Here is a 14,155-nt window from a genome sequence, read left to right on the forward strand (position 1 = left end):
TTATGAGCTCATCAAATAATTCCTTAGCCAACAAAGCCCAAGCTTGGTCGGCCCGTTTTGCAGAACCTGTCGACGAACTCGTTCAGCGTTATACCGCCTCTATTGGCTTTGATCAACGCTTTGCCATGGTCGATATTGCCGGCTCCCTAGCCCATGCTGAAATGCTGGCTACCCAAAAGATCATTAGCAGCCAAGATTTGGCCGATATTCAGAAGGGTATGGCTCAAATTAAGAGTGAAATCGAGTCCGGACAATTTAATTGGCAGTTGGCGCTAGAAGATGTACACCTGAACATCGAAGCACGCTTAACCGCATTAGTAGGCGATGCTGGTAAGCGTTTGCATACCGGTCGTTCACGTAATGACCAAGTAGCAACGGATTTGCGCCTATGGTTGCGTAGCAACGTTGATGACATTGCAGTCACCCTGAAGTCTTTACGTCTTGCACTATTGGATTTAGCTGAAAAGCATGCTGCCACCATCATGCCTGGCCACACGCATTTGCAAGTTGCGCAACCGATTACATTTGGTCACCACTTGATGGCCTATTTTGAAATGTTTAGCCGTGATGCCAGTCGATTAGTAGATTTGCGTGCTCGTTTCAATCGCCTGCCTTTAGGTGCGGCCGCATTAGCCGGAACCACCTATCCGATCGATCGCGAACAAGTAGCTAAGGCCTTAGGATTTGATGGTATCTGCAATAACTCATTAGATGCTGTATCCGATCGCGACTTTGCAATTGAGTTTTGTGCCTTCTCATCGATTTTGATGATGCACGTGTCACGCCTATCTGAAGAGCTAATCTTGTGGCTGAGCCCCCGCTTTGGCTTCATTGATTTACCAGATCGCTTCTGCACTGGTAGCTCGATCATGCCGCAAAAGAAGAACCCAGATGTTCCAGAATTAGCTCGTGGTAAGACTGGCCGTGTATATGGCGATCTGATCTCTTTATTGACTCTCATGAAGGGTCAGCCACTGGCTTACAACAAAGATAATCAAGAAGATAAAGAGCCTTTATTTGATGCAGTAGATACTGTTCAAGATACCTTGCGCATTTTTGCTGACATGGTTCCGCATATTGAAGTGAAAGCAGAAGTGATGAAGAAGGCTGCTGAAGAAGGTTTTGCAACAGCAACCGACTTGGCTGACTACTTAGTTAAAAAAGGTTTGGCTTTCCGCGATGCCCATGAAGCAGTTGCACACGCTGTTAAGGCTTGCGTTGGCAGAAACTGCATGCTGACAGATTTAAGTCTCTCAGAACTTCGATTTGCATGCGGTCTTGATAATCGTCCTGAACTGATTAGCGATGATGTGTTTGCATTACTCACCGTTGATGGCTCAGTGCAATCACGCCAACATGCTGGTGGCACCGCCCCAGAGCAGGTTCTCGCTGCTATTAAACGGGGTCGCGCAGACCTCTAAAGTGCATGGGGTTTTGGTCCAAACTCTCTGCAGGGATTGACTACGTAAACCAGCTTCTGGGCAAGGCAGCCAGCATTATGATTTTGCTGTCTTGTGTCGTGTCAGCACTCAATGCCCTGCTGCGCTATGGATTCGACGTCAGCAACAACTGGCCATTAGAGCTTCAATGGTATCTATTTGCTGCAGCCGTTATGCTCGGCACATCTTACACACTCAAACGTAATGAACATGTCAGGGTGGATTTAATTTACTCACAGCTTTCTGATCGCGGGCGCTTGTGGGTTGATCTTTTTGGCTTGGTGTTCTTTTTAATGCCAGCCTGCCTCTTATTTGCTTGGCTCTCCTGGACAACGCTCTTTTACCCATCATGGCTGGTCATGGAGCATTCACTGAACTCTGGCGGCTTAGCGCGCTATCCCATTAAGTTTGTAGTGCCCTTTGGATTTTTGATGCTGAGCCTGCAAGGCGTTTCAGAAATCATTAAACGTATCGGCGCTTTGCAGGGCAAAACAACCCTCCCCGCCGAAGACCTCCATTACGAAAAGCCGATGCAATGATTCCATTAGAGTGGATGCCGCCCTTGATGTTTGGTGGGCTGATCGTCTTTATGTTGATCGGCTTTCCGGTTGCATTCTCTTTAATGGCTGCAGGATTATTTTTCTCAGCCATTGCGATTAGCGAGGGTTTCTTTGGCATCCCATTTTTGCAAGCTATTCCGCAGCGCATCTTTGGTAGCGTGCTCGCCAATGATCTACTGCTAGCCATTCCCTTCTTCACTTTTATGGGCGCCATCTTAGAGCGCTGCGGCCTCGCAGAAGAAATGCTCGACTCGATGGGCCAACTATTTGGGCGCGTACGTGGCGGTCTTGGTTACTCCGTCATCATCGTTGGGTTTATCTTGGGCGCTATCACTGGTACTGTCGCCGCTCAGGTGATCGCTATGGCGATGATTTCCTTGCCGGTGATGATGCGTTACGGCTACAACATGCGCTACGCTACGGGCGTTTTAGCAGCCTCTGGGACCATTACACAGTTAGTGCCCCCATCATTAGTATTGATTGTGTTGGCAGACCAACTTAAAACACAAAGCGGCAGTGCGGATGTGGGCAGCATGTATCTCGGTGCATGGGGTCCATCGCTTTTGCAGATCGCCCTCTTTGCCCTATATACCTTCTTCCTGAGTCGTGTTCGCCCCGACTATCTACCGCCCGTACCTGAAAGCGATCTCACGCTCAACGGCTGGGCACTTTGGAAAAAATGTCTCATGGGGATCATCCCATCAGCGGTCCTGATCTTCCTGGTTCTGGGTACCATCATGACTGGCATTGCCACGCCCACAGAATCTGGTGCCATGGGTGCAATGGGTGCACTTCTTCTCGCTTGGCTGCGCCGCGCAAGCATTCCGAATCTCAAAGGACTGATTCAAGAGGCCTATCAAAACACGATGCGTATTACTGCCATGGTGGTTTTTATTCTGATTGGATCTACTTGCTTTTCTGTTGTGTTTCAAGGAGTAGATGGTGGCTTCTGGGTAGAAGAGCTTTTCTCTAATCTTCCTGGTGGTTGGATTGGGTTCTTAATCGTTGTGAATTTGTTTGTTTTCTTTTTGGCCTTTTTCTTAGACTTCTTCGAAATCGCCTTCATTGTTGTGCCAATGTTGGCACCAGTAGCAGTGAAATTACTCTCACCGGTATTACTCGATTCCATGAATGGCAATCCTCAAGCAGCAGCCAGTGCAGCACTAGTGTGGTTTGGGGTCATGCTTTGTGTGAATATGCAGACTTCTTTTATGCATCCCCCTTTTGGCTTTGCCCTCTTCTACCTGAGAGGCGTAGCGCCCAAAGAGGTGAAGAGTAGTGATATCTACTGGGGCGCACTCCCCTGGGTAGGTCTGCAGCTAGTGATGGTCGTGCTGGTGATGGCCTTCCCCGCGCTGGTAACAACACTCTTAGATAAGCCTGCTGCTGTGATCGAGAGCAAAGACTTTAATTTCACAGGGGGCGAAGAGGGTAAGCCAGAAGCACCATCAACGAAGACGGATGAGGATACTCCTGTAACATTTCAGTTAGATAAACCGATTAAATAAAAACTAATCGCGTCAATATTTCTTTTTCTTGCCATTTAAATATTGGGCAATGGATAAGCTAAGATGCCTAGCATTCGCTAGCCACCTCAATAGATTTAAGGTCTCCGTCATACCCTTATCAGCATGCGTAGAGTTTAGAGGATGGCCTAATAAAAATTTTGGTACGCGTTTCTTGCCCATTAAAATCTCACTCTTTCAAAATAATTATTAAGCAAGATACAGTACCGTTTTTAGATCGGCAAATAAAAAAATGCCCTGAAATTTTCAGGGCATTAGCTCAACTAAGAGGTGAGATTAAAGGGTGATGTCCCGCCCTTGCCTGACACAATCGACGTAATACTCACTCTTACCATCGATACTGGCTTTAACGAGCCCATGAATATCCGTCTCAAATCCAGGGAATTTTTCATTAAAGTCTCTAGCGAAGTAGAGGTAGTCAATGATGCGTTTGTTAAAACGCTCGCCTGGAATCAACAATGGAATGCCTGGAGGATAGGGAGTAACTAACATGGCTGTTACGCGCCCCTCTAATTGATCCAGCGGCACACGATCTACTTCTTTATGTGCCATCTTCGCCCATGCCTCTGAAGGCATCATGGCCGGCACCATATCGGATGTGTACATCTCAGTAGTCATGCGCGCTACATTGCGGCTCTTATAGAACTCATGAATTTGCTGGCAAATATCTTTTAAGCCAACGCGCTCATATCGTGGATGTTTAGCGACAAACTCAGGCAATACTTTCCAGAGTGGCGCATTCTTATCAAAGTGATCCTTGAATTGCTGCAACTCTGTTACGAGCGTGTTCCAACGACCTTTGGTAATACCGATCGTGAACATGATGAAGAATGAGTAGAGACCGCACTTCTCCACGATCACCCCGTGCTCAGCAAGGTATTTGGTCACGATACTGGCTGGGATACCCATGGAACCAAAGTTACCCTCAATATCCAATCCAGGCGTAACAACCGTCGCCTTAATGGGATCGAGCATATTGAAGTCTTTGGCCAATTTGCCAAAGTCATGCCAAGCAGCAGAGGGTTCCAATACCCAATCTGAACGTTCACCAATACCCTCTTCTGCCAAATGATCTGGGCCCCAAACCTTAAACCACCAGTCTGCGCCAAACTTATCATCTACCTCACGCATAGCGCGGCGGAAGTCCATTGCTTCAGCAATAGACTCCTCAACGAGCGTCGTGCCGCCAGGAGACTCCATCATGGCCGCAGAAACATCGCATGAAGCAATGATGGCGTACTGAGGACTAGTAGAGGTGTGCATCAAATAGGCTTCATTAAAGCAATCACGATCAAGCTTGGTATCTTCTGCATCTTGAACTAACACCTGTGATGCCTGGGATAAACCAGCCAGCAACTTATGGGTAGACTGCGTTGCAAACATCAAACTCTTCTTAGTGCGCTTACGATCTGATCCAATCGCATGCATATCCTTATAGAAAGGATGGAAAGCCGCATGCGGCAACCAAGCTTCATCAAAATGCAAAGAGTCCACCCTACCGTCTAACATCTCTTTAATCATTTCAACGTTGTAAACGATGCCATCGTAAGTGCTTTGCGTCAGCGTCATTACACGAGGTACAACATTCTTATCTTTGATGAACGGATTAGCATCAATTTTCTTCTTGATGTTTTTCCATTCGAACTCTTCTTTAGGAATGGGTCCAATAATGCCCAAGTGATTACGAGTAGGCATCAAGAAGATGGGAATCGCGCCCATCATGGTGATGGAATGAATGACTGACTTATGACAGTTACGGTCAACCAAGACCACGTCGCCAGGTGCAACCGTAGAGTGCCAAACAATCTTGTTGGAAGTCGATGTGCCATTGGTTACAAAGAATAAATGGTCTGCATTAAAGATGCGCGCTGCATTGCGTTCACTCTGCAGCACTGGACCTGTATGGTCTAGGAGCTGGCCCAACTCCTCCACTGCGTTACAAACGTCAGCGCGCAACATGTTTTCACCAAAGAATTGATGGAACATTCTTCCTACTGGGCTTTTTAAGAAAGCAACGCCACCGGAGTGACCTGGGCAATGCCAAGAATATGAACCTTCAGAAGCGTAGTTAGTTAAAGCGCGGAAGAATGGCGGCGCTAATGAATCTAAATACACTTTGGCTTCACGAATAATGTGACGTGCCACGAATTCTGGGGTGTCTTCATTCATATGAATGAAGCCATGCAACTCGCGCAAGATGTCATTAGGCATATGACGTGAGGTACGTGTCTCACCATATAAGAAGATAGGGATATCTTCATTACGTTTACGTACTTCGGTAATAAAAGCACGCAAGTTATTTAAGGCTGGAAGATCATTATCTTCTGAGTCAGAGTCAAACTCCTCATCATCAATCGAGACGATGAATGACGATGCACGAGAAGCTTGCTGAGCAAACGAAGTCAGGTCACCATAGCTCGTTAAGCCAATAACCTCCATGCCTTCATTCTCAATCGCCTCGGCGAGGTCACGAATTCCCGAACCCGAAATATTTTCGGAGCGGAAGTCTTCATCAATAATGATGATTGGAAAACGAAATTTCATAAAAACTCCCCTGCTAATTTATCCGAGACATTCGGAACCCACTTCTCAAAGTTGGCTAAATCTATTATCCGGCCGCCATCTGGCGAAACCGTGACTATATCGACAAAAGTCGCATTTTGCTGCACATCTCTTGGTAAGTAAACATGGCGAGCATAGACTTGATTGGCCAGGCTCTCGTGATACCCCGTAAAGGTAATTAAAAGATGCCAATGACCATTCAATTCTGCTTTACCCAAGAAATCTTTTAGTGGACTTGCCTCATCCACGCTATGCATCGCCGTCCAGGTCAAGGAAAAGACTGGGCTCTCGGAGCGATGCAGCTGCAATTCAACAGATCGACGATAGCGCTCACCCTCGCTTGTCATGCTTTCTGCAATGAGCCATAAGCGTAACTGCGCCTCCACAATATGGGAGCTGCGATCATTGGCTACTCGGAACTTCAATGTTTTGATGCCGTCATGGTTGCCCACTACAGCTACTTTAGAAAAACGTATGCCTGCGGTAGGCCTAGTAAAGCGCGCAAAGGCCAGACCCGTAGTTAATGCGGAGTAAACAATTCCAAAGAACGCCTCAAACGTCACAATCGCATTTGGCCAACTACCAACCGGAGTCATTCGGCCATATCCAATGGTTGCCATCGTTTGCACACTAAAGAAAAAGACATCCAACAAAGAGCCTGGTCGGGCATTGGTAATGGCCCCGTCTCCACATGCGATATAAGCAAAAGCAAATATAAGATTTGTACCGAGATATACAAAAACGACTAGCAACATAAAGCTAGTCCAGGTGGTACCTAGCAGCCAATGGTAGAAATTATTCTCTGGACGCGCCATTTCTGAGCGCGAGAGTGTGGCGCGATATTCTTCTAGATTAATCCGTGATGGACGGCGATTAAATAGAAATTTACGCACTGCCGTAATGGCTTAGGTCTTAGGCAGGGTTACGCCCCGCTGACCTTGATACTTACCACCGCGATCTTTATATGATGTTCCACACACTTCATCACTCTCAAAGAAGAGTACTTGCGCACAACCTTCACCCGCATAAATCTTTGCAGGCAATGGTGTAGTATTTGAAAACTCTAAAGTGACATAACCTTCCCACTCAGGCTCAAATGGCGTGACGTTCACAATAATGCCGCAGCGAGCATAAGTACTCTTACCAACGCAGACGGTTAATACGCTACGTGGAATCTTAAAGTACTCAACCGTTCTTGCCAATGCAAAAGAGTTTGGTGGAATGATGCAAACATCACCCTTGAAATCGACGAATGATTGCTCATCGAAATTCTTCGGATCAACGATGGTGCTATTGATATTCGTAAAGATTTTGAATTCGTCTGCGCAACGAATGTCATAGCCATAGCTTGAAGTGCCATAACTTACGATTTTGTTGCCGGCGGCATCTTGGCGAACTTGCCCAGGTTCGAATGGGCTGATCATGCCTTGCTCGCCCATGCGGCGGATCCAGTGGTCTGATTTAATAGTCATGACCGAATTGTAAAACCTTCGCCCTTACCTGCTGACGAATTTATTGGGGTTTTTGGCTAAAAACGACCCTCTCCGGGGCGTTATAGATCTCAAAGTGTTTGCCGGAGCAACGGGAGAGGATGGTGAGGTTAGTCTTGCGCGCCAGCTCCAGACCCATCAAGGTCACGCCAGAGCGGGTCAGAAGGAAAGGGATGCCCATCTGAGCCCCCTTGATCACCATCTCTGAGGTCAGGCGCCCAGTAGTAAAGAAAATCAAATCCTTGCCCGGTTTATTCACTAGCCACATCAAGCCAGAAATCGAGTCGACCGCATTATGGCGACCAACATCTTCAATAAAGTGCAGCAGTCGCACCCCATCCTGCCCGTCCCGCTCATAGACTGCGCAGGCATGAACCGAACCAGACTTCTTATAAATGGTGTCATGGATTCGAATGGAGTCAATCAAGGCAACTATTGCCTCTTGAGAGAGTAGCGGTCCCTCGGGAAGCTGAATCGCATCCATCTCCTCGATTAAGCCACCAAACATGGTTCCCTGACCGCAACCAGTCGTTACTACCCGCTTGCTGGTTAGGGCATCAATATCCACCGTACTCCGGCGGGTTTTAACAGCAGCCGAATCGGTCTCCCAGTCAACCTGAATGCTTTCGATGTCATCAGGAGACTCCACGAGGCGCTGGTTACGTAAATAGCCCAAGACCAGGGCTTCTGGAGCACTTCCCAAGGTCATCAGCGTCACCACTTCACGCTTATCCAAATAAATGGTTAAAGGGCGCTCCCCCGGAATATGGGTAGTTTTAAGGCGACCCAGCTCATCCATAACCTCGACCTCATGCACCAAAGGCACTGAGGCACAAGACATCTGAATGGTTGGTTTTGCTGCCATAAAATACTCTCTAAGGTCGGGCTGAACTCAATTTTATCGGGGTTTAGGAACACTCCGAGGAGCCTTACTTTAACCGCAGACTAAAATCACTGCATTAGCCAGCATAATTGAGCGCTGCACCCTATTTAACCTTCTTACATTCTTATTTAAGTCCGCACTACATGAGCAGTTCTCAACGCCGCCTTCTTGTCACCTCCGCCTTACCGTATGCCAATGGTCAGATCCATATCGGCCATTTGGTGGAATACGTTCAGACTGATATTTGGGTTCGCTTTCAGAGAATGCGTGGTCATGAGGTTCACTATGTTGGTGCTGATGACACGCATGGCACCCCCATCATGTTGCGCGCTGAAAAAGAAGGCATCACCCCTAAAGAACTCATTGCTAATGTTTGGAAAGAACATAAGCGGGACTTTGATAACTTCCTCATCTCATTTGATAACTACTACACCACAGATAGCCCTGAGAATGAGAAGTTAGCGCAAAGTATTTATCTCAAGCTGCGTGATGCTGGCTTGATTGAAAAGCGTGCGATTGAGCAAGCTTACGATCCTGTTAAAGAAATGTTCTTACCGGATCGCTTCATCAAGGGCGAGTGCCCTAAGTGCGGCGCTAAAGATCAGTATGGTGACAACTGTGAAAAGTGTGGCGCAACGTATTCACCTACAGACCTGAAGAATCCTTTTTCAGTAGTCAGCGGTGCAACCCCTATCAAAAAGATTTCTGATCACTATTTCTTTAAGTTATCTGATCCACGTTGCGAAGAGTTTTTACGTGACTGGACTCAAGTCAAAACTCCATTGCAGCCTGAAGCTCGCAATAAGATGAAAGAATGGGTTGGCCAGCCCGGCGAAAGCAAACTGGGCGATTGGGACATCTCCCGCGATGCCCCATATTTCGGGTTCGAGATCCCTGATGCACCAGGTAAATACTTCTATGTGTGGCTTGATGCCCCGATCGGCTACTATGCCAGCTTCCTCAATTACTGCCAAGCTAAAGGCCTTAATTTTGATGAGTGGGTTAAGCCAGATACCACTACCGAGCAATACCACTTCATCGGCAAAGATATTCTGTATTTCCACACTTTATTCTGGCCTGCTACTTTGAAGTTTGCCGGCTATCGCACACCAACCAACGTATTTGCTCATGGCTTCTTAACCGTAGATGGCGAGAAGATGAGTAAGTCACGCGGCACTTTAATTTCTGCAAACAGCGTGATTGAGTGCGGCTTTAATCCTGAGTGGTTCCGCTATTACTTTGCGACTAAGCTTAATGACAGCATGGAAGATTTAGATTTAAATCTTCAAGACTTTGTTGCGCGCGTGAATAGTGACCTACTCGGTAAGTACATCAATATTGCTAGTCGTAGCGCAGGCTTCTTAGTGAAGCGATTTGGTGGCGTAGTTTCTGATGAAGCGATGAGTAATCCACTACTCAAAGAGATTGCCGCTGCTAGCGAAAAAATAGCTGAACTCTATGAGGGACGCGAATATGCAAAAGCACTGCGTACCGTGATGGAGTTAGCTGACAAGGTAAACGGCTTTGTAGATGAGAACAAGCCATGGGAAATCGCTAAAGATCCAGAACGTGAAGCAGATTTACAGCGGGTTTGTAGTATTACGTTAGAGGCATTCCGGATGATGAGTCTGTACCTCAAGCCAGTGATTCCTCAAGTTGCAGCTGGCGTTGAAGAATTCTTCTCCTTGCCACCCCTTTCCTGGTCAGACATTTATACACCGCTCTCCAGCAAGAACCCTATCAAGCCCTATAAACACCTCATGACCCGGGTGGAAGCCCCTCAAATTGAGGCTTTGCTGGCTGCAAACTTGTAAAAAGCCCCCTAAAAAGCACCTATAATGGCGGTTGTAGTCCCTAGATAACTTTTCGAATTAATTTCATAAGTTATTGAATTTATTGAGTATTTTAGGAAATGCCATGGCAAGATATCAATCTGAAATCACCCAGTTCTTAACTGAACTCAAAACCGAGCATCCACAGCTCGAAGCTGAACAACAGGCTGGTCGCGCCCTCCTGTGGGACAAAGAGCCATTGAGCGTTGAAGATCAGCGCCGTGCCAAAGCTGCAAAACTCAAGCAACGCGCCTACGTGTACTCGAATGACTAATCAAGGCAATGAGCCTAGCGCTCAGCCAATGTCGGATTTACTCGATAGCACTCCATCGGTTACCGATGGCATGTCGGCCGCTTTCGCCAAACTATATGGCGAACCGCTTTTTAAGCTCCCTACTGATCTTTACATTCCACCAGATGCACTAGAAGTTTTTCTAGAGGCATTCGAAGGTCCATTAGATCTATTGCTGTATTTGATTCGCAAACAGAACTTCAACGTTCTCGATATTCCAATGGCACAGGTTACTCAACAGTACCTGAGCTATGTCGATCAAATCCGTCATCACAATCTTGAACTGGCTGCTGAGTATCTACTCATGGCTGCCATGTTGATTGAAATTAAATCTCGCATGCTCCTGCCAATGAAGAAGGCAGATAGCGAAGAAGAAGTAGAAGATCCACGCGCAGAATTAGTACGTCGTCTCTTAGAGTACGAGCGTATGAAGCTTGCTGCACAAGAGCTTGATCAGATTCCACAGCAAGGGCGTGATTTCCAGGTAGCACACGGCTATGTGGATACCACCGTCGCAATTGCGTGGCCAGATGTCAATGTAGAAGACTTGCAAATGGCTTGGCGTGATGTTTTACACCGCGCCAAACTCACTCAGCATCACACGATTACCCGTGAAGAATTATCGGTACGTGACTTTATGACCCGCATCTTGCGCCGCTTGCAGAGCACTAAGTTTGTTGAGTTCAGCGAGTTATTTGAAGATGCCATCAATTCCGGCAAAGGCATACCGGTTGTTATCGTGAACTTCATTGCGATGCTTGAGCTCTCACGCGAAGCTTTAGTAGAAATTACCCAAGCTGAGCCCTATGCGCCGATTTATGTGCGCCTTGCCTACACACCCGTTGCATGAAAATCATTAGCGACATACAAGAATTACGTGACCATTTAAGAGGTCAAAACCGCGCTTCATTTGTACCGACCATGGGTAACCTCCATGAAGGCCATCTTTCATTGATGCGTCTAGCAAGACAGCATGGTGACCCTGTAGTAGCGAGCATCTTTGTAAATCGTTTGCAGTTTGGTCCTAACGAAGACTTTGATAGCTACCCACGCACCATGCAGGCGGATATCGACAAGCTAGAAAAAGAAGGTGTGTACATCTTGTTTGCGCCTACCGAGCGAGACCTCTATCCACAGCCACAAGAATATCGAGTTGATCCACCACAGCAGTTGGGCGACATCCTTGAGGGTGAGTTCCGTCCAGGCTTCTTCAAAGGCGTCTGCACTGTTGTATTGAAGCTCTTTTCTTGCGTGCAGCCTAAGGTTGCCGTGTTTGGCAAAAAGGATTACCAACAGCTGATGATTATTCGTCAGATGGCTAAGCAGTTTGCTTTGCCGGTGGAAATAATTCCCGGTGAAACCATTCGCGCGGAAGATGGCCTTGCCCTCTCCTCTCGCAACGGCTACCTCTCAGTTGAGGAACGTGCTGAAGCACCAGAGTTAATGAAGGCACTCAAAGAAGTTCGGGAACGCGTCATCCAACTGAAGGATCGCAACAGCCAGTCTATTTCCGAGATTGAAAAGGCTGCAGTTGCCTCTTTAGCTAAACGCGGTTGGCAACCGGATTACATCGCTATTCGTCAGCAGAGTGATTTAGCACCTGCAAGCAACGAACAATTACAAGCTGGCGAGCCGCTCGTTATTTTGACGGCAGCTAAGCTTGGCAAAACACGCTTGATTGATAACCTAGAGATTTAATCTCTAGGCTTTCTAACTCCAATAGGGCGATAGTCAATATCTCCCTTTCAATAAATTTTATAAGGTAAAAATGAATACCATCAACTTCAATCGCCGTCTTGCACTCAAAGGAATTGGCGCCATGGGAACCTCAGGGGCTCTTGTTGCATGCGGTGGCGGAGGCTCTTCATCCCCGGCCATTCAGTACTTTACTGAACCCTACATGCCAGCGGGATCGACTGAGATTACTGGCGTAAGAGGTGTTAGCAACTCTACAGATGTCTTTCTTACAGGCATCAACATGGACACCACTACCACACCCACAACCAATTACGGTCTACTCTACCGCGGCCCTCTATTAATACCCAATGTGAGCAGCTGGAACAAGATTGGTCCAGCCAAGACCATTATTAAAAAGGTTGGGACCGATACATCATCAGGCTTAAACTTTTACGGACCCAATAATGGTGCAAGCTCTGGATCAATTGTGGTTGTTGGCAACTACAACCTTACCGGCGTAAGTACAGCATACGGACTACTGTATCTAGGCAGCATTGATGGCTCCGGGACTTACACCAAAATCTCGCCAGATAGCCTCACTGTTGGAACGGTAAGTAGCACTATCGCTCATAGCAATATGAATGGCTATGTTGTAGGAAACTTCAACACCTCCTTAGATTCCGCAAGCCATGCATTTATTATGGCTATTGGCAGCGCACCTACCAATCCGAACACCTATACCTATTTTGATATTCCATTGAGCATAGTGAGCGGCGGAGCAGCAAGCATTACTGCGTATGGTATATGGTACAACTCAAACCTCAATAATTACACGATCGTTGGTGGATATAGCAAAGTAATTGGAGATAATGGATTATCAACTGGCTATATCGTTGACTGGGATCCAATAGGTGGATTTGTAAATTTTGCACCTCTCTTCTACAACAACGATTCGACCACCTCTAAAGTTTCACACGTCGAAGGCATCACTACAGACAATGCAGGTGGATACTATCTTTCAATTGACTGGGCTCAAACCTCTTCAACATATCCAACCGGTGCTGCGCTAGTTCAAGTAGGTCGCAACTCCTCAGGAGGTTTTGGTACACCAACTTGGACTAACTTTGCCTTCCCAGGCGCAGCGATTACCTCGGCGAATACTGTATTTGAAAAGAATGTTTTGGGTGTATACGCAGATCCGGCTCCGACAACTCCTTATCTCGCCGTTTTCCCATAAGCCCATCAAGAAATTGTTCGACAAAAGCCTCGCTCTGCGGGGCTTTTTTATTGCCTATATTTTAGAGGGCCCTCAGAAAATCCTACTAACTCATCTACCATAGTGAGTAAAAAATCTCAGCTAATAACCTCGAAATCTAAGTCTTGGGGTCGGTCGAGATATTGATCAAGCCCTTGTAAGGGTCTCAATAGCCTTGATGTTATCTGCAGAGTGGCCAAGCTCTCTTAACAAGATCTCCCGCTGACCAATTTCAAAATCTACAAACTCGAAACCGGGCGCTACAGCACAGCTCACTAAGCAAAACGAGTTTTGATGCATGGGTTTGGCAGCAAACCAAGTATTGGCTGAAATAGTGGCTTGCAAGCATTTCGAATCCAACCCCAATTGAATGGTTTGCAGCTCTTTATTCATATCAAAGAAGTAGATGATGACATCGCAGCCACTATGAAAGTACCAAGTCTCATCTGATTTGATTCGATGCCATGATGAAAAATCTTCACTCGCAAGGAGGTAGTAAATACTGGTGTAAGCGCTCTTTTGTCCTGAGCCGTCAGCACTAACAATAGTTGGCGATCGATACATCTCTCGATAAAAGCCACCCTCTGGATGCGGGAGAAGGCTGAGATCTTCTACGAGAGAATTCACTGTTTGCATATA

13 protein-coding genes are annotated in these 14,155 nt (G+C 46.8%); 8 read left to right on the top strand and 5 right to left on the bottom strand.

The annotated features are described in order from the left end of the window. Window positions 1-2 precede the first annotated feature (2 nt). Genes argH through VC182_RS09575 form a run of 3 tightly spaced genes read left to right on the top strand, consistent with a single transcriptional unit; the run spans window position 3 to window position 3,507 of the window. The gene (gene argH, locus VC182_RS09565; protein ID WP_072583770.1) at window positions 3-1,421 is read left to right on the top strand and encodes an argininosuccinate lyase; all 1,419 of its coding nucleotides are present in this window, start codon (window positions 3-5) and stop codon (window positions 1,419-1,421) included. Between the two features lie 5 nt (window positions 1,422-1,426). Further along, entirely contained in the window at window positions 1,427-1,978 is a 552-nt protein-coding gene (locus VC182_RS09570) for a TRAP transporter small permease subunit (protein WP_072583771.1), read from the top strand. After that, window positions 1,975-3,507 carry a TRAP transporter large permease subunit gene (locus VC182_RS09575; RefSeq protein WP_323485160.1) on the top strand — a complete coding sequence of 511 codons (1,533 nt, stop codon included), beginning with the start codon at window positions 1,975-1,977 and terminating at the stop codon, window positions 3,505-3,507. The genes VC182_RS09570 and VC182_RS09575 overlap by 4 nt, the downstream gene beginning before the upstream one ends. Window positions 3,508-3,801: 294 nt before the next feature. Here VC182_RS09575 and VC182_RS09580 read toward each other — a convergent pair whose 3' ends face one another. Genes VC182_RS09580 through VC182_RS09595 form a run of 4 tightly spaced genes read right to left on the bottom strand, consistent with a single transcriptional unit; the run spans window position 3,802 to window position 8,442 of the window. Then, a complete protein-coding gene (locus tag VC182_RS09580) occupies window positions 3,802-6,069 on the bottom strand; it encodes an arginine/lysine/ornithine decarboxylase (protein ID WP_323485161.1) in 2,268 nt (755 codons plus the stop codon). Then, complete coding sequence (locus VC182_RS09585; RefSeq protein ID WP_072583774.1) at window positions 6,066-6,980, bottom strand: ion channel; 915 nt, start codon at window positions 6,978-6,980, stop codon at window positions 6,066-6,068. Before VC182_RS09585 ends, VC182_RS09580 begins: the two co-directional genes overlap by 4 nt. A 12-nt stretch (window positions 6,981-6,992) precedes the next feature. Beyond that, the gene (gene dcd / locus VC182_RS09590; RefSeq protein ID WP_071464932.1) at window positions 6,993-7,559 is read right to left on the bottom strand and encodes a dCTP deaminase; all 567 of its coding nucleotides are present in this window, start codon (window positions 7,557-7,559) and stop codon (window positions 6,993-6,995) included. 40 nt (window positions 7,560-7,599) lie between these two features. Then, a complete protein-coding gene (locus VC182_RS09595) occupies window positions 7,600-8,442 on the bottom strand; it encodes a formate dehydrogenase accessory sulfurtransferase FdhD (protein WP_216121311.1) in 843 nt (280 codons plus the stop codon). A gap of 161 nt (window positions 8,443-8,603) precedes the next feature. Here VC182_RS09595 and metG point away from each other — a divergent pair, with 161 nt between their 5' ends. The 5 genes from metG (at window position 8,604) to VC182_RS09620 (ending at window position 13,498) form a co-directional block, all read left to right on the top strand. After that, the gene (metG, locus tag VC182_RS09600) at window positions 8,604-10,274 is read left to right on the top strand and encodes a methionine--tRNA ligase (RefSeq protein ID WP_323485162.1); all 1,671 of its coding nucleotides are present in this window, start codon (window positions 8,604-8,606) and stop codon (window positions 10,272-10,274) included. Between the two features lie 103 nt (window positions 10,275-10,377). Continuing rightward, a complete protein-coding gene (locus tag VC182_RS09605) occupies window positions 10,378-10,566 on the top strand; it encodes a DUF3460 family protein (protein ID WP_072583777.1) in 189 nt (62 codons plus the stop codon). Between the two features lie 28 nt (window positions 10,567-10,594). Further along, on the top strand, window positions 10,595-11,434 hold the full coding sequence (locus VC182_RS09610) for a segregation and condensation protein A (RefSeq protein ID WP_237767787.1): 840 nt from the start codon (window positions 10,595-10,597) through the stop codon (window positions 11,432-11,434). Then, window positions 11,431-12,282, top strand: coding sequence for a pantoate--beta-alanine ligase (panC, locus tag VC182_RS09615; RefSeq protein ID WP_323485163.1), 852 nt, complete (start codon window positions 11,431-11,433; stop codon window positions 12,280-12,282). Before VC182_RS09610 ends, panC begins: the two co-directional genes overlap by 4 nt. 70 nt (window positions 12,283-12,352) lie before the next feature. Continuing rightward, window positions 12,353-13,498, top strand: a complete 1,146-nt coding sequence (locus VC182_RS09620) for a hypothetical protein (protein ID WP_323485164.1) — start codon at window positions 12,353-12,355, stop codon at window positions 13,496-13,498. A 165-nt stretch (window positions 13,499-13,663) separates the two neighbouring features. Here the strand turns inward: VC182_RS09620 and VC182_RS09625 are convergent, their stop codons facing one another. Then, window positions 13,664-14,152: a cupin domain-containing protein gene (locus VC182_RS09625; RefSeq protein ID WP_323485165.1), complete on the bottom strand. Its 489-nt coding sequence runs from the start codon at window positions 14,150-14,152 to the stop codon at window positions 13,664-13,666. Window positions 14,153-14,155: the final 3 nt, after the last annotated feature.

Source organism: Polynucleobacter sp. AP-Nickl1-40-C4 (assembly GCF_035012665.1).
Lineage (GTDB): Bacteria > Pseudomonadota > Gammaproteobacteria > Burkholderiales > Burkholderiaceae > Polynucleobacter.

Coding starts and splice junctions, on each gene's coding strand:
- VC182_RS09605 (WP_072583777.1), top strand. CDS start 10,378: ATGGCAAGATATCAATCTGAAATCACCCAGTTCTTAACTGAACTCAAA.
- VC182_RS09570 (WP_072583771.1), top strand. CDS start 1,427: ATGGGGTTTTGGTCCAAACTCTCTGCAGGGATTGACTACGTAAACCAG.
- metG (WP_323485162.1), top strand. CDS start 8,604: ATGAGCAGTTCTCAACGCCGCCTTCTTGTCACCTCCGCCTTACCGTAT.
- VC182_RS09625 (WP_323485165.1), bottom strand. CDS start 14,152: ATGCAAACAGTGAATTCTCTCGTAGAAGATCTCAGCCTTCTCCCGCAT.
- panC (WP_323485163.1), top strand. CDS start 11,431: ATGAAAATCATTAGCGACATACAAGAATTACGTGACCATTTAAGAGGT.
- VC182_RS09580 (WP_323485161.1), bottom strand. CDS start 6,069: ATGAAATTTCGTTTTCCAATCATCATTATTGATGAAGACTTCCGCTCC.
- VC182_RS09620 (WP_323485164.1), top strand. CDS start 12,353: ATGAATACCATCAACTTCAATCGCCGTCTTGCACTCAAAGGAATTGGC.
- VC182_RS09595 (WP_216121311.1), bottom strand. CDS start 8,442: ATGGCAGCAAAACCAACCATTCAGATGTCTTGTGCCTCAGTGCCTTTG.
- VC182_RS09575 (WP_323485160.1), top strand. CDS start 1,975: ATGATTCCATTAGAGTGGATGCCGCCCTTGATGTTTGGTGGGCTGATC.
- argH (WP_072583770.1), top strand. CDS start 3: ATGAGCTCATCAAATAATTCCTTAGCCAACAAAGCCCAAGCTTGGTCG.
- dcd (WP_071464932.1), bottom strand. CDS start 7,559: ATGACTATTAAATCAGACCACTGGATCCGCCGCATGGGCGAGCAAGGC.
- VC182_RS09610 (WP_237767787.1), top strand. CDS start 10,595: ATGTCGGATTTACTCGATAGCACTCCATCGGTTACCGATGGCATGTCG.